The sequence below is a fragment of the Gluconacetobacter diazotrophicus PA1 5 genome (assembly GCF_000067045.1).
Lineage (GTDB): Bacteria > Pseudomonadota > Alphaproteobacteria > Acetobacterales > Acetobacteraceae > Gluconacetobacter > Gluconacetobacter diazotrophicus.
This window is the reverse complement of record NC_010125.1, coordinates 3,573,131-3,593,263: the sequence shown is the minus strand read 5'-3', so window position 1 is coordinate 3,593,263 and position 20,133 is coordinate 3,573,131. Positions and strand designations below refer to the sequence as shown.

The 20,133-nt window shown below is 67.1% G+C and carries 20 protein-coding genes and 1 tRNA gene; 13 read left to right on the top strand and 8 right to left on the bottom strand.

Going from position 1 to position 20,133, the window contains the following annotated elements:
• The 5 genes from GDI_RS20365 to GDI_RS16545 are packed head-to-tail and all read left to right on the top strand — an operon-like array spanning position 1 to position 6,036.
• Positions 1-645 (top strand): tetratricopeptide repeat protein, encoded by a 645-nt coding sequence (locus GDI_RS20365; RefSeq protein ID WP_231854144.1) that lies wholly within the window; start codon positions 1-3, stop codon positions 643-645.
• Complete coding sequence (locus GDI_RS16560; RefSeq protein WP_012228129.1) at positions 642-3,227, top strand: glycosyltransferase; 2,586 nt, start codon at positions 642-644, stop codon at positions 3,225-3,227. The genes GDI_RS20365 and GDI_RS16560 overlap by 4 nt, the downstream gene beginning before the upstream one ends.
• Before the next feature lie 39 nt (positions 3,228-3,266).
• The gene (locus GDI_RS16555) at positions 3,267-4,388 is read left to right on the top strand and encodes a hypothetical protein (RefSeq protein ID WP_012228128.1); all 1,122 of its coding nucleotides are present in this window, start codon (positions 3,267-3,269) and stop codon (positions 4,386-4,388) included.
• A gap of 23 nt (positions 4,389-4,411) precedes the next feature.
• A complete protein-coding gene (locus GDI_RS16550; RefSeq protein WP_012228127.1) occupies positions 4,412-5,689 on the top strand; it encodes a glycosyltransferase family 4 protein in 1,278 nt (425 codons plus the stop codon).
• 8 nt (positions 5,690-5,697) lie between these two features.
• Positions 5,698-6,036 (top strand): YnfA family protein, encoded by a 339-nt coding sequence (locus GDI_RS16545; RefSeq protein ID WP_041249546.1) that lies wholly within the window; start codon positions 5,698-5,700, stop codon positions 6,034-6,036.
• 38 nt (positions 6,037-6,074) lie between these two features.
• Here the strand turns inward: GDI_RS16545 and ppa are convergent, their stop codons facing one another.
• Positions 6,075-6,599 (bottom strand): inorganic diphosphatase, encoded by a 525-nt coding sequence (gene ppa, locus GDI_RS16540; RefSeq protein ID WP_012228125.1) that lies wholly within the window; start codon positions 6,597-6,599, stop codon positions 6,075-6,077.
• Between the two features lie 127 nt (positions 6,600-6,726).
• Here ppa and GDI_RS16535 point away from each other — a divergent pair.
• The 3 genes from GDI_RS16535 (at position 6,727) to GDI_RS16525 (ending at position 9,291) form a co-directional block, all read left to right on the top strand.
• Positions 6,727-6,800 (top strand) — tRNA-Ile (locus tag GDI_RS16535).
• Positions 6,801-6,887: 87 nt separating this feature from the next.
• A complete protein-coding gene (ettA, locus tag GDI_RS16530) occupies positions 6,888-8,567 on the top strand; it encodes an energy-dependent translational throttle protein EttA (RefSeq protein ID WP_041249545.1) in 1,680 nt (559 codons plus the stop codon).
• Between the two features lie 163 nt (positions 8,568-8,730).
• Positions 8,731-9,291 (top strand): GNAT family N-acetyltransferase, encoded by a 561-nt coding sequence (locus GDI_RS16525; protein ID WP_012554648.1) that lies wholly within the window; start codon positions 8,731-8,733, stop codon positions 9,289-9,291.
• Between the two features lie 6 nt (positions 9,292-9,297).
• Here GDI_RS16525 and cowN read toward each other — a convergent pair whose 3' ends face one another.
• The 3 genes from cowN to GDI_RS16510 all read right to left on the bottom strand — a co-directional run bounded on the left by cowN (position 9,298) and on the right by GDI_RS16510 (position 11,001).
• Positions 9,298-9,573, bottom strand: a complete 276-nt coding sequence (cowN, locus tag GDI_RS16520) for a N(2)-fixation sustaining protein CowN (protein WP_012228122.1) — start codon at positions 9,571-9,573, stop codon at positions 9,298-9,300.
• 93 nt (positions 9,574-9,666) lie between these two features.
• On the bottom strand, positions 9,667-10,341 hold the full coding sequence (locus GDI_RS16515; RefSeq protein WP_041249544.1) for a Crp/Fnr family transcriptional regulator: 675 nt from the start codon (positions 10,339-10,341) through the stop codon (positions 9,667-9,669).
• A 75-nt stretch (positions 10,342-10,416) separates the two neighbouring features.
• Positions 10,417-11,001 carry a YqgE/AlgH family protein gene (locus GDI_RS16510; RefSeq protein ID WP_041249543.1) on the bottom strand — a complete coding sequence of 195 codons (585 nt, stop codon included), beginning with the start codon at positions 10,999-11,001 and terminating at the stop codon, positions 10,417-10,419.
• Between the two features lie 141 nt (positions 11,002-11,142).
• Between GDI_RS16510 and GDI_RS16505 the strand changes: the two genes are divergently transcribed.
• The 4 genes from GDI_RS16505 (at position 11,143) to GDI_RS16490 (ending at position 13,866) form a co-directional block, all read left to right on the top strand.
• The gene (locus tag GDI_RS16505; RefSeq protein WP_041249881.1) at positions 11,143-11,901 is read left to right on the top strand and encodes an SDR family NAD(P)-dependent oxidoreductase; all 759 of its coding nucleotides are present in this window, start codon (positions 11,143-11,145) and stop codon (positions 11,899-11,901) included.
• Between the two features lie 5 nt (positions 11,902-11,906).
• A complete protein-coding gene (locus tag GDI_RS16500) occupies positions 11,907-12,809 on the top strand; it encodes a polyphosphate kinase 2 family protein (protein ID WP_041249542.1) in 903 nt (300 codons plus the stop codon).
• Positions 12,806-13,294, top strand: coding sequence for a DUF3465 domain-containing protein (locus GDI_RS16495; RefSeq protein WP_012554654.1), 489 nt, complete (start codon positions 12,806-12,808; stop codon positions 13,292-13,294). The genes GDI_RS16500 and GDI_RS16495 overlap by 4 nt, the downstream gene beginning before the upstream one ends.
• A 281-nt stretch (positions 13,295-13,575) precedes the next feature.
• Positions 13,576-13,866 carry a hypothetical protein gene (locus GDI_RS16490; RefSeq protein WP_041249541.1) on the top strand — a complete coding sequence of 97 codons (291 nt, stop codon included), beginning with the start codon at positions 13,576-13,578 and terminating at the stop codon, positions 13,864-13,866.
• 158 nt (positions 13,867-14,024) lie between these two features.
• Here the strand turns inward: GDI_RS16490 and GDI_RS16485 are convergent, their stop codons facing one another.
• The gene (locus tag GDI_RS16485; protein ID WP_012228108.1) at positions 14,025-14,930 is read right to left on the bottom strand and encodes a LysR family transcriptional regulator; all 906 of its coding nucleotides are present in this window, start codon (positions 14,928-14,930) and stop codon (positions 14,025-14,027) included.
• 103 nt (positions 14,931-15,033) lie between these two features.
• Between GDI_RS16485 and GDI_RS16480 the strand changes: the two genes are divergently transcribed.
• Positions 15,034-15,927 carry an NAD-dependent epimerase/dehydratase family protein gene (locus GDI_RS16480; RefSeq protein WP_041249540.1) on the top strand — a complete coding sequence of 298 codons (894 nt, stop codon included), beginning with the start codon at positions 15,034-15,036 and terminating at the stop codon, positions 15,925-15,927.
• 108 nt (positions 15,928-16,035) lie between these two features.
• Here GDI_RS16480 and GDI_RS16475 read toward each other — a convergent pair whose 3' ends face one another.
• The 3 genes from GDI_RS16475 to clpA all read right to left on the bottom strand — a co-directional run bounded on the left by GDI_RS16475 (position 16,036) and on the right by clpA (position 19,911).
• Positions 16,036-16,896, bottom strand: coding sequence for an alpha/beta fold hydrolase (locus GDI_RS16475; RefSeq protein ID WP_012228103.1), 861 nt, complete (start codon positions 16,894-16,896; stop codon positions 16,036-16,038).
• Entirely contained in the window at positions 16,893-17,321 is a 429-nt protein-coding gene (locus tag GDI_RS16470) for a DoxX family protein (protein WP_012554657.1), read from the bottom strand. Before GDI_RS16470 ends, GDI_RS16475 begins: the two co-directional genes overlap by 4 nt.
• 253 nt (positions 17,322-17,574) lie before the next feature.
• The gene (gene clpA / locus GDI_RS16465; protein ID WP_012228101.1) at positions 17,575-19,911 is read right to left on the bottom strand and encodes an ATP-dependent Clp protease ATP-binding subunit ClpA; all 2,337 of its coding nucleotides are present in this window, start codon (positions 19,909-19,911) and stop codon (positions 17,575-17,577) included.
• Positions 19,912-20,133: the final 222 nt, after the last annotated feature.

Sequence of the window (20,133 nt, the reverse complement as noted above, 5' to 3'; positions counted from 1 at the left end):
GTGGTGGGGCGGTTCCGGCCGCAGGGGGTGACGGGTGCCGATCGGGCCGCGTGGCAGGCGTGGGCCGATGCGCGTGCCCAGGCGGCCTTTCGCCGTGCGCGCCTGCTGGAGGATGCGGGCGACCCGGACGGGGCCTGGCGATGGTACGAGCGGGCGAACCGCCTGGCTCCCGACAGCCCGAACGTGATGTTCCCGCTGGCGGTGGCGCGGCTGCGCGGCGGGGACACCGCCGGCAGCGTGCGTCTGCTGCGTGAACTGACCCGGCGTTTCGATTTCCCCGAGGGCTGGGCGGCCCTGTCCGGCGCCCTGCTGGCGGCGGGCGAGGACGCGACGCCATCGCGGCGGCGCAGCACAGCCTGTCCCGCCACGCGTACCGCCCGGCTGGATGCGCTGTTTTGGTCCGTCGGGCTGGCCTGTCTTTCCGCGGGCAGGCTCATGGACTGCCTGGTCCGCATGGAAGATCTGCGTCAGGATTTCGGGCTGCGGGAAGCCGCGTTTCTGGAAGCCGTCTGTCTGGCGCGGCTGCAGCGCATGGAAGATGCCACAATCCGGATGCAGGCGGCCTGTCCGCCTTTCATGCGACCCCGGAAACCTATCCTCTGGCGGAACAGATCGCAGTTTCCGCAGGGCTGCCGGGATGGATGACGGCGTCTAATGCGGGCATCGTCCATATCGGGACGTCCCGCCCAGTCCGTCTGTTTCTTGATGGGCGGGAAATCGCACAGGGTGCCACGGGCGGCCGGTATGACCTTCCGGAAGGCTGGCGCTCAGCACGGCATCTGGCGGTCCGCGTCGGCCGTCGGCATGTTCTCGGCAGCCCGCTGGATATCGCCGCCCTGACCCGGTGCGAGTCCTTTGTGGAAGCGGCGGCGGATGGCCTGAGGGGCTGGATCTGGACGCCGGCCGAACCCGAGCATGTCCCGGTGATCACACTCTGGAACGGCTCCACCCTCCGGGCTGAGGACTTCGCGCAGGATGTGGACAGCGATGTCCCCCTGGCGCGCTACCGGGTGTTTCACGTTCCGGCCAAAGAGTGCCCCGAACGCGATGAGGGTCCCCTTGAGCTGTGGAACGAAAACGGCCGTCTTCTGACGGGTGCTCCCGTTGATCCTCTGGTGGGGAAACTGGTTTCGGGGCAGACACGGGGTCTGCCGGCACGGTTACGTCCTGTGAAGATCCAGCCGGGCAGGATGCGTCCGCATCTTCCGCGCCAGAGCCCAGGCTGTGCGGTCGTGATCCCGGTCTATGCTGACCGGGTCCGGATCACGCTGCTTGCGGAATGTGTGCGCGACAGCGCCGGGCCGGACGTGCCGGTTGTCGTGGTCGATGACGCGACGCCGGTCGCGGCCCTTGCCGCCGACCTGGACCGGCTGGCGGCGGCGGGGACGATCCGGCTGGTCCGGCACGCGCGCACGCTGGGCTTCCCGGCCTCGGCCAATGACGGGATGCGCGCGATGGCGGGGCACGACGTCGTGCTGCTGAACAGCGATACGCTGGTGGCGGGCGGCTGGCTGGCGGAACTGGCCGACGTGGCCTATGGCGCGGCGGATATCGGCACCGTGACCCCGCTGTCGAACCAGGCCAGCATCTTCTCGTGGCCCGGACCGGACCGGGCGCCGGACGCGGAATTCTGCCCGGCGTTCGACCTGGCCCGGGTGCGGCACGTGATGGCGGCGGCGCGGGCGGCCAATCGCGGGGTGGCGGTCGATGTGCCGACCGGGCACGGATTCTGCCTGTTCATCCGCCATGACTGCCTGGATGCGTTCTGGCGGCTGCAGCCCGGCGCGCCGGATTCGGGCCCCTTGCGGGCCGACCTGTTCGCCCAGGGCTATGGCGAGGAAAACGATTTCTGCCTGCGCGCCGCCGCCGGGGGGTGGCGGCATGTCGCCGCGCCCGGGGCGTTCGTCGGCCATGTGGGCGGGGCCTCGTTCGGTGCGGCGCGGCCGGACCTGCTGCGGCGGAACCTGGACATCGTGAACGCCCTGCACCCGGGCTATGACGCGCGGGTCGCCGCCCATGTCGCCGCCGACCCGCTGTTCGCGGCACGGCGGCGGCTGGACCTGGTGTGCTGGCGGCGCGGCGGGGCCGGGTGGGATGGGGCGGTGCTGCTGGTCACGCACGACCAGGGCGGCGGGGTGGAACGCGTGGTGCGCGCCCGCGCCGCCGCCTGGCGCGCACAGGGCGCGCGGCCGGTGGTGCTGCGCCCCGCCCCCGGCGGCTGTCGGCTGGAGGACGTGCCGGACACGGCGTCCGGGCCGTCCGCCGCGGCGTTCGCCAGCCCGCGATTCCGCCTGCCCGGGGAAGGGGACATGCTGCTGGCCGTGCTGCGCGCGTCGGGGGTCGATTCGGTGGAATGGCATCATTCGCTGGGCCACGGGATCGATGTCCGCACGCTGGCCGCCTCGCTGGGCGTGCCGTACGAGGTGCATGTCCATGACTATGTGTGGTTCTGCCCCCGGGTGGCGCTGGTCGGGGCGTCGGGCCGCTATTGCGGCGAACCGGGACCGGCGGGATGCGCCGCCTGCCTCGCCCCCGGCGGCAGCCTGCTGGAGGACGGGGAGGGGACGATCCCCGATCGGCTGGCGCGCCACCTCGCGCGGTCCCGCGCGGACCTGCTGGGCGCGCGCGCCGTCATGGCGCCGTCGGATGACGCGGCCCGGCGCATCGGGCGGCATTTTCCCGAAATCGCGGTCCGGGTGACGCCGCTGGAGGACGACCGGCCCGGGATGGACCTGGCATCCTTCGTCCGGATCTATGGCGGGGTGGCTTGTGGCGGGGCGGCGCCGGCGGGACGCGCGCGGCCCGCCGGCCGGGTGCGCGTGGCGGTGCCCGGCGCGATCGGGGTCGAGAAGGGTTATGGCATCCTGCTGGAGGCCGCGCGGGACGCGGCGGCGCGGGACCTGAATCTGGAATTCGTGGTGGTGGGCCACACGCCCGACGACGACGCGCTGATCGGCACCGGCCGGGTGTTCGTCACCGGCCCATACCGCGAATCCGATTCCGTCGCCCTGCTGGCGGCGCAGGGGGCGGACCTGGCGCTGCTGCCCTCGGTGTGGCCGGAGACCTGGTGTTTCGCGCTGGGGCTGGCGTGGCGGGCCGGCCTGCGGGCCGTGGTCTTCGACCTGGGGGCCATGGCCGAACGGGTGCGGCGCACGGGCCGGGGCCGGGTCCTGCCATTGGGTATGCCGATTCACGAATTGAATACGTTTTTGCTCTCCTATGCCTGAAACGGGGCGTACGGGCCCACGGGGAAAAGGGAGAACCCGATGCCGGACAGCATGACCGAAAGCCAGGGCCGGATCGTGGATCTGAAGGTCGCGGGCCACCTGATGACCCTGGACCCTGGGCTGTACTGCGTCTTCCACGCGCCGCAGCCCGATCCCGGCCCGGGATTCGACCGGGGGACGTTCCATCAGGGCGGCGCGGAGGACCTGCCGGGGGTGCGGATTTCGCGCGCGCCGGGGGCGGCGGGCGCCGGGGTGGCGATCGTGACCTTCGACGCCGATGGCTGGCTGGGCGCCGCGCGCAATGCGGCGCTGGTGCGCGTGCCGGCCAACGCGGCGCAGGTGCTGGTCACCTTCTACCAGGACCCGATCCTGGCGTCGGAGATCCCGCGCCTGAAGGTCGTGCGCCTGGCCGATATGCCGGGGCCGACCCCGGTGCCGGTGCCGCAGGGAGTGGAATCCACGCCCGGCCTGGTCCCGACGCCCTCCGCACCCGCGCCGGCACAGCCCGGCGGGGGCATCACGGCCAATATCCAGCGCCGGGGGGATGTGGTGTCCGCCATGGAGGAGGGGCATGGGCGTTCCGGCAGCAAGGCCTGGATCGAGGGGTTCGCCGTCGTGCCCACCCGCCTGATCGCGGCCGAGGACATCGAATACCAGGCGGTGCTGGGGCGCGGCTGGCTGTCGCCCTGGTCGGCGGGGGGCCAGTATTGCGGCAGCCGGGGCATGGCCCTGCCGATCCTGGGCCTGCGCGTGCGGTTGAAGCCCGAGGCCGCGCGCCGGTTTTCCTGCCGTGTCTCGGCCAGCTTCACCGACGGCACGCGGGCGGGGCCGACCGGTGACGGCGCGGTGGTCGAGGCCGAGAGCCTGGCCCCGCTGGAGGCCTTTCGCATCGATATCGCGCCGCTGGACGTCGCCGAAACCCCGGACGCGGAGGAAGAGGCCCTGCTGGCGATCGTCTCCGCCCCCGATCCCGCCCCCGCCGTGCCGAAACCGGCGCGACGCGGGCCCGCCGCGCGAAGGCCGAAGCCCCCTGGCGGAAGCCCCGCCGATCGATCCGGTGCGCCCCGGCCGGGCCCGCAAGGCGCCGGGGTCGCGGGTGGAACTGTGAAGGCGCGCAGGCAGAGGGCCGCGCGCCGGAAGACGTCGCGCGGAGGGTCGTAACCGGCGCGGCGCGGGATGGCGTTTTGAGATATCTGTTCGTCCACCAGCATTTTCCCGGTCAGTACCTGCACCTGCTGCGCCACCTGCGGCAGGACCCGGGCAACGAGATCGTCTTCATCAGCGAACCGAACGACAACCACCTGCCCGGGGTGCGGCGGGTGGCCTATCGCCCGCCGCGCGGCGGGGCCCCGGGGGTTCATCCGGCGGCGCGGGATTTCGACCTGGCGATGCTGCGGGCCGAATCGGTCGCGCGGGCGGCGGCCAGCCTGCGCGACCTGGGCTATCGCCCCGACATCGTGATCGGCCATCACGGCTGGGGCGAGTTGCTGAATATGGGGGACGTGTTCCCCGGCGTGCCCGTGCTGGGCTATTTCGAATTCTTCTACCATGCCGACGCGCTGGATGTGGGCTTCGACCCCGAATTCCCGTCGCCCCGCGGCAGCCTGCCGGTCATTCGCGCCAGGAACGCCATCAACCTGCAGGCGCTGGCGGGCGGCGGCGATGGGACTGTCCAGGGCCAGACCCCCACCCGCTTTCAATGGATGACCTATCCCGCCTGGGCGCGCGGCGGGATCGAAATCCTGCCCGAGGGCGTGGACCTGGCCGCCTGCTCGCCCGATCCGGCGGCGTTCCGGCGGACGCTGCGGATCGGCGAGATCGCCATCGCGCCGCGCGACCGGCTGGTGACCTATGTCGCGCGTGACCTGGAACCCTATCGCGGCTTCCATGTCTTCATGCGCGCGCTGCCGCGCATCCTGGCGGCGCGGCCGGACGTGCGGGTCGTGCTGGTGGGCGGGGATGGGGTCAGCTATGGCGCGCGCCTGCCGGCCGGGTCGTGGCGGGCGCGGATGCTGGCCGAACTGGCGGGGCGGATCGACCTTGACCGCGTCCATTTCCCCGGCAAGGTGGAGTACGACGTGTTCCGCGCCCTGCTGCGCCGGTCCGACGCGCATGTCTACCTGACCTATCCGTTCGTGGCGTCCTGGTCGTTGCGCGAGGCCATGGCCATGGGATGCGCGATCGTCGGCAGCGATACGGCGCCGGTGCGCGAATTCCTGTCCGACGGGCGGACGGGCCGCCTGGTGCCGTTCCTGGACCCGGACGGCATCGCGGCCGGGGTGCTGGAGGTGCTGGAGGACCGCGCGCTGGCCACCCGCCTGCGCCGCGCCGCCCGCCGGCAGGCCGAACGGACACTGGATATGGGGGAGTACATGGCACGGTATCGGGACCTGATCGACCGGATGGTGCGCCAGGGGCGGCGGGGCCGCGCGTCCCTGCGGATCGCGGCGCGGTCGGCCTGACGGTGCGGATGCTGCTGGGGTCGTTCGCGGTCTATGCCGCCGCCGCGCTGTGCGAGATCGGCGGATGCTATGCCTGGTGGTGCTGGCGGCGGGCCGGGGCGGGGGCGTGGGTGCTGCTGCCGGGCATGGCCAGCCTGGCGCTGTTCGGCTGGCTGCTGACGCTGGTGGACAGCGACACGGCGGGCCGCACCTTCGCGGCCTATGGCGGGATCTATATCGTCGGCGCCATCGTCTGGCTGCGGCTGGTCGAAGGGCGGCCGGTCACGCTACGCGACGCGGCCGGGGTCGCGATCTGCCTGGCGGGCGCCGCGATCATCCTGTCCGCCGGACGCGGGGCGGAACGGTAGGGGCGGGAAAGGCCGGGGCGGGGCCCCGGCCCACCGGCTTACTTCTCGGCCGCCGCCAGCGAGGCCTTGATCACCTCGCCCGCTTCCTCGCGACCGGCCCAGCCGGCCACCTTGACCCACTTGCCCTTCTCCAGGTCCTTGTAGCGGGTGAAGAAATGCTCGATCTCCTGGATGACGATTTCGGGCAGGTCCTCGATCTTCTCGACCTTGGAATAGTACGGGTGCACCTTGTCGTGCGGCACGCAGACGATCTTTTCGTCCTGGCCGCTTTCGTCTTCCATGCGCAGCATGCCGATCGGGCGCGCGCGGATCACGGCGCCGGGCACCACCGGGGCCGGGATCAGCACCAGCGCGTCGGCCGGGTCGCCATCGGCGGCCAGCGTGTTGGGAATGAAGCCGTAGGCGGCCGGATAGGCCATCGGCGTGAACAGGACGCGGTCGACGACGATGGCGCCGCTGTCCTTGTCGATCTCGTATTTCACCGACGATCCCTGCGGGATCTCGATGACGACGTTGATATCGAACGGTACGTCCTTGCCGGGCGAGATTTTCGACACATCCATGGCGGCGCTCCACACTCTACGGAACAGAAAAGAGACCGTCGAACCTATCGAGGCGTGTCCCCATTGCCAAGCATCCCTATAAGGCTTGCCAAACGGCCGAACATGGGCGAAGTGAGGACCGGCCTGCGCGCCCGTAGCTCAATTGGTTAGAGCGGGCCGCTCATAACGGCTTGGTTGCGGGTTCAAGTCCTGCCGGGCGCAGGCTTTGGTCCGGCCCACGCCCCCTTGGACCGGGGATGCGGGCCGGCGTTTTTCTACCTCTTTCTCTGGATACCGGGAGCCCTCGTCATGGCCGCCACGCAATATGTCTATGTGATGAAGGACCTGACCAAGGCGTATCCGGGCGGGCGCGAGGTCTTCAAGGGCATCACCCTGTCCTTCCTGCCGGGGGTCAAGATCGGGGTGCTGGGCGTCAACGGCGCCGGCAAATCCACCCTGCTGAAGATCATGGCCGGGATCGAGAAGGAATTCGGCGGCGAGGCCTGGGCCGCCGAGGGCGCCCGGATCGGCTATCTGGAGCAGGAGCCCAAGCTGGACGAATCGCTGACGGTCGGCGAGAACGTGGCGCTGGGCTTCGGCGCGCTGAAGACCGCCGTCGATCGCTTCAACGAAATCTCGATGCTGTTCGCCGAGCCGATGTCGGACGACGAAATGACCGCCCTGCTGGCCGAACAGGCCGAACTGCAGGAAAAGATCGATGCCGGCGACGGCTGGGAACTGGACCGCAAGATCGACATCGCGCTGGACGCGCTGCGCTGCCCGCCGGCCGAAAGCGCCGTGACCCGCCTGTCGGGCGGCGAGCGCCGGCGCGTGGCGCTGTGCCGCCTGCTGCTGGAAAAGCCCGACCTGCTGCTGCTGGACGAACCGACCAACCATCTGGACGCCGAAAGCGTGGCGTGGCTGGAACGCACGCTGCGCGACTACCAGGGCACGGTGATGGTCATCACCCATGACCGCTACTTCCTGGACAACGTCACCAACTGGATCCTGGAGCTGGAGCGCGGCCGGGGCTTCCCGTTCCAGGGCAATTATTCCTCGTGGCTCGAACAGAAGCGCAAGCGCCTGGCCCAGGAGGAAAAGGAAGAAAGCGCCCGCCAGCGGGCCCTGGCGGCCGAGCAGGAATGGATCGGGTCCAGCCCCAAGGCGCGCCAGGCCAAGAGCAAGTCGCGTATCGCCCGCTACGAGGAAATGCTGGCCCTGAACGCCGAGCGTGCCGGCGGCACCGCCGACATCGTCATTCCGCCGGGCCCCCGCCTGGGCGGCACGGTGATCGAAGCCGAGGACCTGCGCAAGGCGTTCGGCAACCGGCTGCTGATCGACGACCTCAGCTTCAAGCTGCCGCCGGGCGGCATCGTGGGGGTCATCGGGCCCAACGGCGCGGGCAAGTCCACCCTGTTCCGCATGATCGTGGGGCAGGAAGAGCCCGACGCGGGCTCGCTGAAGGTCGGGGAGACCGTCAAGCTGGGTTATGTGGACCAGTCGCGCGACAGCCTGGATGACGACAAGACGGTGTGGGAGGAAATTTCCGGCGGCACCGACGTCATCTATCTGGGCAAGCGCGCGGTGCCGTCGCGGGCCTATGTCGGCGCGTTCAACTTCAAGGGCGCGGACCAGCAGAAGAAGGTCGGCATCCTGTCGGGCGGCGAGCGCAACCGCGTGCACCTGGCCAAGATGCTGCGCCGGGAAAGCAACGTCATCCTGCTGGACGAACCGACCAACGACCTGGACGTGGACACGCTGCGCGCGCTGGAAGATGCGCTGGCGGAATTCGCCGGCTGCGCCGTGATCATCAGCCATGACCGCTGGTTCCTCGACCGCCTGGCGACGCATATCCTGGCCTTCGAGGGCGACAGCCACGTCGAATGGTTCGAGGGTAATTTCCAGGCCTATGAAGAGGACAAGCGACGCCGACTGGGCCCTGACGCGACCGAGCCGGGACGGATCAAATACCGCCCGCTCGCACGCTGAACGGTCCGGCCCGCCATGCGCGCCCCTGACGGCGCCGCCCCGGGTGGCCCACATGGCGCGGCCGCCGTCAGGGTCTGACGCGCCGCCGGTTTCGGCCCTGGCGCATCATCCGCGCCGCGGCCCCTGGGGGCAGCCGGCCGGGCGGACGGGGTGGGAGGCACGCATGCCGATTGCCGGCGGCCAGATCCGCACCCCCCGGCTGGTACTGGAACCGATTTCGTGGCGGGACATGGACGACATGGCCCGGCTGAAGGCCGATGCCGGCGCGTTCGGCATGATGCTGGGCGGAATCCGCAGCCGGCAGCAGGCCGAATCCGACATGGCCGACGACCTGGCCTGCTGGGCGCGGCGCGGCGTCGGGATCTTCGCGATTCGCGAGGACGGACGCTTCATCGGCATGACCGGCCTGCATGAACGCCCCGACGGGCGGGGCCTGGGCCTGCGCTTCGCCCTGTGGCCGTGGGCCGCCGGGCGCGGCCTGGCGCGCGAGGCCGCGTCGGCGGTGCTCAGCTTCGCCCATGATGCGGGGATCCGCCGCGTGATCGCGGTGACGCGCGACACCAACATCGCCTCGCGCACCATCCTGGGGGGGATCGGCATGACCGAATGCGGCAGCTTCGCCCGCGACGGCCATCTGATGCTGGTGTACGAAAGCGTGCGCGATACGGCCCGCGACCCGCTGCCGCCCCTGCCGCCGCGCCGCCCGGTCAGGCTGCCGGAATGATCCGCGCTACATGCACAGGACTTCGAGTTCCTCGAGCCTGGACAGCGTCCGCTCGTCATCCAGCTCTTCCAGAAGGTCCTTCAGGGTGGGCAGGAAATTGTGCAGCACCCGCAGGTCGTCCAGCCCCTGCGCGTGCGCGATGACGCGCTGCCGGAGGAAATAGTCCCAGAACGGGCTGGTGCTTCCGTCGAAATGGGGTTGCAGCAGGGCGAAGACTTCCGCCGTCCTGCGTTCCCATTCCACGTTCCGGAAGCTGACATATCGGTCGATCTGCTCGGTCATTTTCCACGCTTGCCTTCATGAACCGGGGGCGGAGTATGGAACGGTCCGCGCGTGCCGTCTGTCAGCCAGGCGACAGATCCGGTGTTTACCGCCTTACGCCAGCCGCGTTTCTTCTCCGCTGGCCCAGTTCTTCAGCAGCGCGACGTCGCCCAGGCGGAGGTACCCCCGCCGTTCGCGCGAAAACGCGCCCTCGCGGATCATCGCGTTGAATTCGGTCGAGACCGTCTGGCGGGTCGTTCCCAGCAGCGCGGCCATGTCCTCCATGCCCAGCGACAGCGGAACGACCTGGCCACCTTCGATGCCGATGCCGGCATGGGCCGCGCTGCGCAGGATATAGCGGGCGATCCGGCCCCTGGCATGATGGAAGGCCAAATCCTCCAGCAACGTGATGGTCTGGCCCAGGATTCGGGCCAGGCCATGGATCAGCGCATGCTGCAGCGCCGGATGATCGGCCGATATGCGTTCGATCGCGGACCGGCGGGCCATCAGCAGGTGCGTGACCTCGCTGGCTTCCATCTGCACCCGCGTATGGGTGCTGAACATGTCGCCGCGATGCAGGTAGGCCAGGCTCAGCTCCCGGTCGAAGGCCAGCAGAAAGGCCCGCAGCCGCCCCGTCCGGACGATGAATATGGAATCGGTATCCTCAAGGTTCGACAGGCGCTGGCCGCGCTGGAACGTCACCGCCCGAAAGGCAGCCTGCAACGTCCCGGCCTCCGGCCGTTCCAGAAGATCCAGGATGGATGGCGGTCCGTGGCTGTGCGCTGACATGATGCCGTTTCACCACGCAAACCTTGTGCCACGCCGCGCGCGATGGGGTCGGGACCTCTGCCCGGACGCAGCGTCTCAGGCGTGGCCGGCCAGGGCGCTCAGCCGGATCGGGTCGATATTGATCGCGGCCAGGGCCTGCCGCCATTTCGCCCGGTGATCCGATCCGAACAGGATATCGTCGCTGGCCGGGGCGGGCAGCCAGGCATTGCGGTGGATGATCTCGTCTTCCAGCTGGTCGTCCTGCCAGCTTGCATGGCCCAGTGCCAGCAGCGCGCGGCGGGGGCCGGCGCCGTCGGCGATGTCGCGCAGCACGTCCAGGCTGGCGGTCAGGGTGGTCTCGCCGTCGATGGACATGCTGCCCTCGCCCGTCCAGTCCGACGAATGCAGGACGAAGCCCCGCCCCCCGTCCACCGGCCCGCCGGCGCACAGGTCGATCCGTCGGCGCGGCGGCACGGGGTCGATCCCCAGTTGCCCCAGCACGTCGTCCAGTCCCGGCTGCGGCAGGCGCCGGTTCACGATCAGGCCCATCGCGCCCTGCCCGGGCACATGGGCGCACAGGAAGATGACGCTGCGCGCGAAGGGGGTATCGGCCAGGGCGGGGCTGGCCACCAGCAGGGACCCGGTCAGTGACGCGGCCGATGTGGGGGAAACGGGGAACATTCCGTCCATAGAAACAGAACCGACCGGCATTGCAACCATGATGCGCCGATTTGCGGCCCGCCCGAATTCGCGGCCGTCACATTTGCGACCCCTGGGCGAATGGCGCTTAATACGCAGCGAATGGAAAAGGAGGGGCCGGCGATGGCGATGAAGGTACTGGTGACGGGGGCGACGGCGGGATTCGGCCGCGCGATCGCGGAACGATTGGTGCATGACGGCTATCGGGTGATCGCGACCGGGCGACGCCAGGACCGCCTGGACGCGCTGGCGAAGGCGCTGGGGCCATCGCTGCTGCCCTTCCGCCTGGACATGAACGATGCCGACGCCCTGGCGGCCCTGCCGGGCAGCCTGCCCCCCGGCTGGCAGGAAATCGATGTCCTGGTCAACAATGCCGGCCTGGCCCTGGGCCTGGACAAGGCGCAGGACGCCACGATCGCGGACTGGCAGCAGATGATCGCGACCAACGTGACGGGCCTGGTCGAAATCACCCGCGCCCTGCTGCCGGGGATGGTCGCGCGCAATCGCGGGCACGTCATCTCGCTGGGCAGCACGGCCGGGACCTATCCGTATCAGGGGGCCAATGTGTACGGCGCGTCCAAGGCGTTCGTGTCGCAGTTCATGCGCAACCTGCGCTGCGACCTGCTGGGGACGCGGGTGCGCGTGACCAACCTGGAACCCGGCCTGTGCGGCGGCAGCGAATTCAGCACCGTGCGCCTGCGCGACGACGCCAAGGCCGCCGCCGTGTACCAGGGCACCCATCCCATCCTGCCCGAGGACATCGCCGAAACCGTATCCTGGGTGATGGGCCTGCCGGCGCATGTGAACATCAACCAGATCGAGCTGATGCCGACCTGCCAGGCCGCGGCGGGCCTGGCCGTGGTCAAGGGGCTGGAGGATTGACGCATATGGGGCAGACGCTGGACCTGGCCCGCCTGCTGGCGCGCTGCCGGGTCGAGGACGGAGCGCATTTCGACCTCGCCGCCCATCCGACCCGGATCGGGCGGATCGACGGCATCGGCAAGAAAGAAGGCGAGGAGATGCTGCGCAAGGGGGTGCAGCGCCTGTCGGAACTGCAGACCCTGCTGTACGCCAACGGGACATGGTCGCTGCTGCTGGTGTTCCAGGCGCTGGATGCCGGCGGCAAGGATGGCGTGATCAAGCACGTGATGTCCGGGGTGAACCCGCAGGGCGTCACCGTCACGTCCTTCAAGCAGCCCGGGCCGGTCGAGCTGGAGCACGACTATCTGTGGCGCGTGCATATGGCGGCGCCCACCTGCGGCCGGATCGGCATCTTCAATCGCAGCCATTACGAGGAGGTCCTGGTCACGCGGGTCCACCCCGAGATCCTGGTCGGCCAGAAGATTCCCCCCGCCCTGCGCACCGACGCGATCTGGGAGGACCGGTACCGCGACATCCGGCATTTCGAGCAGTACCTGGCGAACCAGGGCACGGTGGTCCTGAAATTCTTCCTGAACCTGTCGAAGGAGGAACAGCGCAGGCGCTTCCTGAAGCGGATCGACGAGGACAGGAAGCACTGGAAATTCTCGCCGTCCGACGCGCGTGAGCGTACGCACTGGGACGCGTACCAGACGGCCTATCGCGAGGCGATCCGCCATACGGCGCAACCCCGCGCGCCGTGGATCGTGGTGCCGGCCGACCGCAAATGGATGACGCGGCTGCTGGTCATGGAAACGATCATCCACGCGCTGGAATCGCTGAAATTGACCATCCCCGAACCGGCACCCGAACTGGTGACCGATATGGAGACGGTCCGCCGCGAACTGGAAGCCGAGGCGCCGAAGACATGAACGGAAAACGGAACCGGCTGGCGATGACACCGTCCATACGGGCCGCATGCGCCCTGGCCACCCTGCTGGCCGCATCGGCCGCGGGCACGGCCCACGCGCAGCAGGCCATCGGCCCATCCTGCGACGACCGGCACTTCCTGGCGGTGCAGCAGGCGTTCGAGGGCGGGTCGCTGCGCGGCGACCAGCCGGTGCATGTCTGCGGCCGCGTCATCGCGGTCTCCCGCCAGCGGCACACGCGCAGCGGCTGGCATGGGTATTTCTACCTCGATGTCGGGGCAGGGGTGTCGATCCGCATCGTCTCGGACCTTGACCGCATGGCCGCCCCGCCCTGGCCCTGGGTGGCCAAGGGCGACACCGCCGACGTGGTCGGGCGCTACTACTACGACAACCCCCGCAGCCAGGGCATCGACTGGACCCACCACGGCACCGGCCGGAACTGGGGCATGCCGGGCTATGTCGTGGTCAATGGCGTGCGGTATCAGTGACGTCAGGCAAGGGCACTGCCCTTTGGAAACCCATTCGCTTTGGCCCCGGTCTCTGAAATATGCCCGGATAGCATGTATAAAAATCTGGATATCGGTTCCCTGCCACCGGGCTGCGGCATGAAGCAGGGGAAACCCTGCGTGACGCACTTCTTGCGCGCTGTACCGGTTCCGAAAAACAAGGTTTCCAGGGTCCGAATGGCCAACGTAAACTCTATCCATTCTGGACACTGAACTTTTCCTTGAGAATCAGGTTTGTCGGACAAGCCCTCACCGAAAAACCGATGGACGTCCTGGTTGAGTGTGGTTCAAAAGGATTTACGCGGGACTTCCAGCCTGTGCTTGTCCACCTTGGTCTGATATTTTCATCGGTCGGGGAGCATTCGGCAAAGCGCCTGTACCACATTTCTCACATAGCTGACATGGAGAGCGTGGAAACGGGCCAGAGTGGTGCTGAAATATTTGCTCAGCCCGGAATATCGGCCAGATGGCACGAGCATGCCTTGGCAGATGCCTTGGAGCAGCGCGCCAAATGGGGGGATATTGTTATCCCGGATGTAGACGATACTGCATAATGTCTTTTCTATATTCGCGGCGGTCTGCTGATTACCGAAGCAACGCCGATCGTCCTGACCGGCTACGGTTTCGAACGCGCGGCGGGTATTTATGACGACGCATGGATCCCGGCATGGTGTCGCATGGCTAGACCGATTATCCGTTTTACCGGGACACCTCACGCCGGGTTCAGAAACGCCCGTAGCTTCGGAATAACGAAATCCAGGAACACCCGCATGCGTTGCGGCATGCGTTGCGTGCCGGAATAAATGGCGTGGATGTCCTCCTCGTCATGGATTCCGGCCTGGGCCAGCACCTCCACCAGCCGACCGGCGGCGATATCCTCGCGGACATGATAATTTCCCAGTCGCGCCAGCCCCATCCCCGCGACCGCGAGGCGCCGGACGGTTTCGCCGTTATTGGCCAGCAGCGTGCCATGCACCATGCGATCGACGATGCGGCCGCCTTCCCTGAGCGGCCAGACGGGCGCCGCGCGACGGAAATTGAATCCGAGACAATTATGCCGCGCCAGGTCATCGACCGTGTCCGGCGTGCCATGCCGCGCAAGATAGGCGGGAGATGCGACGATCTTCCGACGCGCGCTGCCGATCCGCTGTGTGGTCAGTGTCGAATCCGCGAGTTTGCCGACGCGGAATGCGATGTCGGTGCGATCGAGAAAAAGATCGATGATCTCATCGGACAATGAGAGATCGACGATGACGTTGGGGCATGCCGACCAGAACGCCGGAAGCAGCGGTTCCAGCCCCAGGGTACCGAACGCGACCGACGCGCTGACCCGGACGATACCGCTCGTATGACGCATCCCCTGCGAGACGGTCTGTTCCATGTCATCCAGTTCGGCGAGCAGCGCCTGCCCGCGCTCGTAATAGAGCTGTCCCTCCGCGCTCAGCGACAGGCGGCGGGTCGAACGTTCGATAAGCCGAACGCCCAGCCGGGACTCAAGTCGTGCGATCAGTTTGGAAACGGTGGACGGCGTCATGAACAATTGCCGCGCGGCCTCGGAAAAGCTGCCGCACTCCACGACGCGAACGAAGACCTGCATTTCGCCTGTCCGGTTGTCCATGGCGCCTCGCCTGTGAAATTTTTTCATGAGTTTTGTGCACCGGCGTCGGATTATCAATCCCGATCCACATCATCATGTTCGTTCGGAGCAAGGAGTGGACGTCATGAAAATCTTCGTTACCGGCGCAAGCGGTTATATCGGCGGATCGGTCGGTGCTTCCCTGGCCCGGCGCGGGCATACATTGCGCGGCCTGATCCGCAACGCGGCGCGCGCCGATGAATTGCGCGCTTTCGGCATGGAGCCGGTCGTCGGCACGCTGGACGACAGCGTCCTTCTCATGGAGGAAGCGCGTAATGCCGATGCCGTCATCAATGCGGCGAGCAGCGATCATCGCGGCGCGGTCGAAGCGCTGTTGCTCGGGTTGGCCGGGTCGGAAAAGCCGTTCCTGCATACCAGCGGCAGCAGCCTCGTCGGTGACGAGGCGCTCGGCGAGCCATCGGATGCGATCTTCACCGAGGAGACGCCGGTCGATCCCGCACCGGACAAGATCGCCCGTATTGCGATCGACACGCTGATCCGCGACGCCGCACCGGGCGTGTGCACCGTCGTGCTGTGCAACACCATGATTTATGGCAATCATCTGGGCCCGGTGTCGCAAAGTGTGCAGATACCGCCGCTGGTCGCGCAGGCGAAGGAAAGCGGCATCGCCCGCCATATCGGTCGCGGTCTCAACCGCTGGTCCAACGTGCATATTGCCGACGTCGCGGAACTCTATGCTCTCGCATTGGAAAAAGCGCCAGCGGGCAGCTTCTATTTCGTCGAGAATGGCGAGGCGTCGTTCAAGGATATCACGGACGCCATCGGCAAGGCGCTCGATATCGGGGCCTCACAGGACTGGTCGCCACAGGACGCGATCGCCCGTTGGGGCCGGGAACTGGCGGTGTTCGGGCTCAGTTCCAACAGCCGGGTGCGGGCGGACAAGGCGCGCGCCGAGCTGGGCTGGGCACCCGTGCATCGATCGGTCACCGCGTGGATCGAAGAGGAGATGCAGCGATAAGGGCTGGAACCACGCATCCGTCGCGGCGGTCGGGCAGCCGCGGCGGACGTGTGGGACCGGCATCATCCTTCGGGCGGAAATGGCGCAGAATACGCCCCGTTTCAGTCTTCAGTGTTTCAGGAATTCCAGTAGATCGGCATTGAGCCGATCCCCATGCGTGACGACAAAACCATGGGGAGCGCCTTCATAGATCCTGAGCGTCGCCCCCTTGATCATGGCGGCGGCGACCCGTCCGGTGGACTCCAGCGGCACGATCTGGTCGTCATCGCCATGGATCACCAATGTCGGCACATCGATCGTGGCCATGTCCGGACGAAAATCCGTCTCCGAGAACGCCGTCACGCAATCGATCGTGCTCTTGAGCGATGCCTGCAAGGCGATTTGCAGCGTCTGCGCCATGACGCCATCGGAGATTTTCCCGCCATGGTTCACGCCATAGAACGGCGTTGCGAAGTCCTTGATAAATTGCGCCCGGTCGGAAAGGAGACCCGCTCGAATACCATCGAATACCGCGCGATCGGGGCCGGACGGATTGTCTTCCGTCTTGATGAAGATCGGCGTCACGGCGCCGAGCAAGGCCAGTTTCGCGACACGATCGGTTCCATATCGGGCGATATAGCGCGTCACGTCTCCACCACCCATCGAGAAGCCGACGAGCGTGACATCCCGCAGGTCCAGATGCGTCATCAATTCGGCGATGTCGGCGGCGAAACGGTCATAATCATGACCGTCCCAGGGTTGGCTGGAGCGTCCGAAGCCCCGCCGATCGAACGCGATGGCGCGATAGCCGCGTTCCGCAAGGAACAGCATCTGCGTATCCCACATATCGGCACTGAGCGGCCAACCGTGGCTGAACAGCACGGGCTGCCCCTTGCCCCAGTCCTTGAAGTAGATTTCCGCACCGTCGGTCGTCGTGAAATGCGACATGATCATTATCCTTGGTAAATCCACGGAAGCGGGAACGGTCACGCGGCGGTCACGGCTTCGCGTCTGGACAGGCGCAGGGTGAAACGCCCGGGGCCGGCAGCGGCAAGGGCCAGGAGACCGCCGGCGATGCTGATATTCTTGTAGAAATGGATGGTCATGTCGTAGCGAAGCATTCCGTCCATCGTCCAGAAATGGTGCCCGATGAAAGCCGTCACGACAGTGTAGATCGCCAGCGCGATCGACAGCGGCGTCACCAGGATGCCTGCCACGAGCGCGACCCCGATTCCCAGTTCGGCGAGGATGGCGATAATGGCGGACACGCCCGGAAGCGGCGCGCCGGTCTGTGTCATATAGGCGACCGTGCCGGCATAATCCGAGAGCTTGCCCCATCCCATGACGAGGAACAGCAGGGAGAGCGCAAAGCGTGCGGCAAGCAGGGCAATGTCGCGGGACGGAAACTGGTTCATGATGTGAGATCCTTGTGCGTTCGTGGGTGGTCGGAGACGGCGAGGCCGAAGCACTGTTCACCGCCGTTGCACACACGTTATGACGCTACCGGGATCGTAAAAATAGAAACAATGGAAACTCATTGTTTCCTTTAATCAGTCATGCGGACGTGCCGCCGTTCTCCCTTTGAACAGCGGGGACGCTATGACGGGGCGGCCAATAAAAAAGGCCACGCGACATATGCCGCGTGGCCCGTTCTGTTTCGGAAAGAACTCAGTTCGCGGCTTCGGACTCCCGCTCGCTGCCTTCATCGCCTTCGGCCGGGGTTTCGGCGTTGGCTTCGATATATTCGAAATCCAGCGCCCCGTCCTTCAGCGTGATCTTGACCGCGCCACCCTTCACCAGGCGGCCGAACAGCAGTTCCTCGGCCAGCGGCTTCTTGATGTGTTCCTGGATGACGCGGCCCAGCGGGCGGGCGCCATACAGGCGGTCGTAGCCGCGTTCGGCCAGCCATTCCTTCGCCGCCGACGAGATCTCGATCGTGACGTTGCGGTCCGCAAGCTGCGCTTCCAGTTGGAAGACGAACTTTTCGACTACCCGGCCGACGATTTCGGGCGTCAGGTTGGCGAACGGGATGACCGCGTCCAGACGGTTGCGGAATTCGGGGGTGAAGATGCGCTTGATCGCCTCCTCGTCCTCGCCGCTGCGAACGTCGCGGGCAAACCCGATGGCCTCCTTGCTGAGGTCGGCGGCGCCCGCATTGGTCGTCATGATCAGGACGACATTGCGGAAATCCACCGTCTTGCCGTTGTGATCGGTCAGGCGGCCATGATCCATGACCTGCAGCAGGACGTTATACAGGTCCTGATGTGCCTTCTCGATCTCGTCCAGCAGCAGCACGGCGTGCGGATGCTGGTCGATCGCGTCGGTCAGCAATCCGCCCTGGTCGAAGCCGACATAGCCCGGCGGGGCGCCGATCAGGCGCGAGATCGAATGACGCTCCATATACTCGGACATGTCGAAGCGGATCAGCTCGATGCCCAGCGTCTTGGCCAGCTGCTTGGCGACCTCGGTCTTGCCCACGCCCGTCGGGCCCGAGAAGAGGTAGTTGCCGATCGGCTTTTCCGGGTCGCGCAGCCCGGCCCGCGACAGCTTGATCGCCGCCGTCAGGGCCTCGATCGCGCGATCCTGGCCATAGACCATGCCCTTCAGGTCGCGCTCCAGCGTGCGCAGCGTCTCCTTGTCGTCGGACGACACGCTCTTGGGCGGGATGCGGGCGATCTTCGCCACGATATCCTCGACATCCTTCAGGGTCACGGTCTTGCGGCGGCGGTTCTCGGGCACCAGCATCCGCGAGGCGCCGACCTCGTCGATCACGTCGATCGCCTTGTCCGGCAGCTTGCGGTCATGGATGTATTTCGCCGCCAGTTCCACCGCGCCGCGAATGGCTTCCTCGGTGTAGCGGACCTTGTGGTGCTTTTCGTAATTGCCCTTCAGGCCGCGCAGGATCTTGACCGCGTCCTCCAGCGTCGGCTCGGCCACGTCGATCTTTTGGAACCGGCGCACCAGCGCGCGGTCCTTCTCGAAATGCTGGCGGTATTCCTTGTAGGTCGTGGACCCGATGCAGCGCAGCGTTCCCGCCGCCAGCGCCGGCTTCAGCAGGTTGGACGCATCCATCGCCCCGCCCGAGGTCGCGCCCGCGCCGATCACGGTATGGATCTCGTCGATGAACAGGATGCTGCCCGGATTGTTGTCCAGTTCGGTGACGACGGCCTTCAGCCGTTCCTCGAAATCACCGCGATAGCGGGTTCCGGCCAGCAGGGCGCCCATGTCCAGCGAATAGATCGTGGATTTCAGCAGCACCTCGGGTACGTCGCCCTCGACGATGCGCTTGGCCAGGCCTTCGGCAATGGCGGTCTTGCCCACGCCCGGATCACCCACGTAAAGCGGATTGTTCTTCGTGCGCCGGCACAGGATCTGGATCGTGCGCTCGATTTCCGGGTCGCGGCCGATCAGCGGGTCGATCTTCCCGTCCTCGGCCTTGCGGTTCAGGTTGGTGCAATAGGCGGTCAGCGCGTCCTGGTTCTTCTGGCTGCCCTTGCCGCCGCGCTCCTCGCGTTCGGACTCGGAACCGTCCTGCGCGCTGCCGGTGATCGGGCGGCGCGTGGACCGGTCGGGGGCCTTGGCGATCCCGTGCGAGATGAAATTGACGGCGTCCAGACGGGTCATGTCCTGCAACTGCAGGAAATAGACGGCATGGCTCTCACGCTCGGCGAACAGGGCGACCAGCACGTTCGATCCCGTGACCTCGTCCCGCCCGGTGGACTGGACATGGATCGCGGCACGCTGGATCACGCGCTGGAACGCGGCCGTGGGCTTGGGATCGACGGTCCGGTCGGACGCCAGGCCGGCCAGGTCCTTGTCGAGGAATTCGGTCAGGTCCGACCGCAGCTTGTCCAGATCGACACCGCAGGCGCGGAAAACGGTGACGGCGTCGCTGTCGTCGACCAGGGCCAGCAGCAGGTGTTCCAGTGTCGCATATTCGTGGCGACGCTCGCCCGCCAGGGTAAGGGCACGGTGAAGCGTCTGTTCGAGATTGCGTGACAACATGCCATGACGCTCCTTTTCCAGGGTCGGGCCTTTCCCAGGGTCGGTCCAGGGCCCGGAGGCGGTAGTCGGCTAATCAGGACTATATTTGGTGTGTTTTCGTCGGAATGCCAGTGGAAAGATCAACGGAAAGATCAACAAATTCCGGGCGCGTTTCGCGAAGGCGGGACGGCAGGGGCGCGCGGAGACGCGTGGCCCCATGGACTGTCCGCCGCCGCGTCGTTC

Coding starts and splice junctions, on each gene's coding strand:
- GDI_RS16545 (WP_041249546.1), top strand. CDS start 5,698: ATGCTGCTGGGGTCGTTCGCGGTCTATGCCGCCGCCGCGCTGTGCGAG.
- cowN (WP_012228122.1), bottom strand. CDS start 9,573: ATGACCGAGCAGATCGACCGATATGTCAGCTTCCGGAACGTGGAATGG.
- GDI_RS16485 (WP_012228108.1), bottom strand. CDS start 14,930: ATGGACAACCGGACAGGCGAAATGCAGGTCTTCGTTCGCGTCGTGGAG.
- GDI_RS16490 (WP_041249541.1), top strand. CDS start 13,576: ATGGACGTCCTGGTTGAGTGTGGTTCAAAAGGATTTACGCGGGACTTC.
- GDI_RS16515 (WP_041249544.1), bottom strand. CDS start 10,341: ATGTCAGCGCACAGCCACGGACCGCCATCCATCCTGGATCTTCTGGAA.
- GDI_RS16555 (WP_012228128.1), top strand. CDS start 3,267: ATGCCGGACAGCATGACCGAAAGCCAGGGCCGGATCGTGGATCTGAAG.
- GDI_RS16480 (WP_041249540.1), top strand. CDS start 15,034: ATGAAAATCTTCGTTACCGGCGCAAGCGGTTATATCGGCGGATCGGTC.
- GDI_RS16495 (WP_012554654.1), top strand. CDS start 12,806: ATGAACGGAAAACGGAACCGGCTGGCGATGACACCGTCCATACGGGCC.
- GDI_RS16560 (WP_012228129.1), top strand. CDS start 642: ATGACGGCGTCTAATGCGGGCATCGTCCATATCGGGACGTCCCGCCCA.
- GDI_RS16525 (WP_012554648.1), top strand. CDS start 8,731: ATGCCGATTGCCGGCGGCCAGATCCGCACCCCCCGGCTGGTACTGGAA.
- ppa (WP_012228125.1), bottom strand. CDS start 6,599: ATGGATGTGTCGAAAATCTCGCCCGGCAAGGACGTACCGTTCGATATC.
- ettA (WP_041249545.1), top strand. CDS start 6,888: ATGGCCGCCACGCAATATGTCTATGTGATGAAGGACCTGACCAAGGCG.
- GDI_RS16510 (WP_041249543.1), bottom strand. CDS start 11,001: ATGTTCCCCGTTTCCCCCACATCGGCCGCGTCACTGACCGGGTCCCTG.
- GDI_RS16505 (WP_041249881.1), top strand. CDS start 11,143: ATGGCGATGAAGGTACTGGTGACGGGGGCGACGGCGGGATTCGGCCGC.
- GDI_RS16500 (WP_041249542.1), top strand. CDS start 11,907: ATGGGGCAGACGCTGGACCTGGCCCGCCTGCTGGCGCGCTGCCGGGTC.
- GDI_RS16470 (WP_012554657.1), bottom strand. CDS start 17,321: ATGAACCAGTTTCCGTCCCGCGACATTGCCCTGCTTGCCGCACGCTTT.
- clpA (WP_012228101.1), bottom strand. CDS start 19,911: ATGTTGTCACGCAATCTCGAACAGACGCTTCACCGTGCCCTTACCCTG.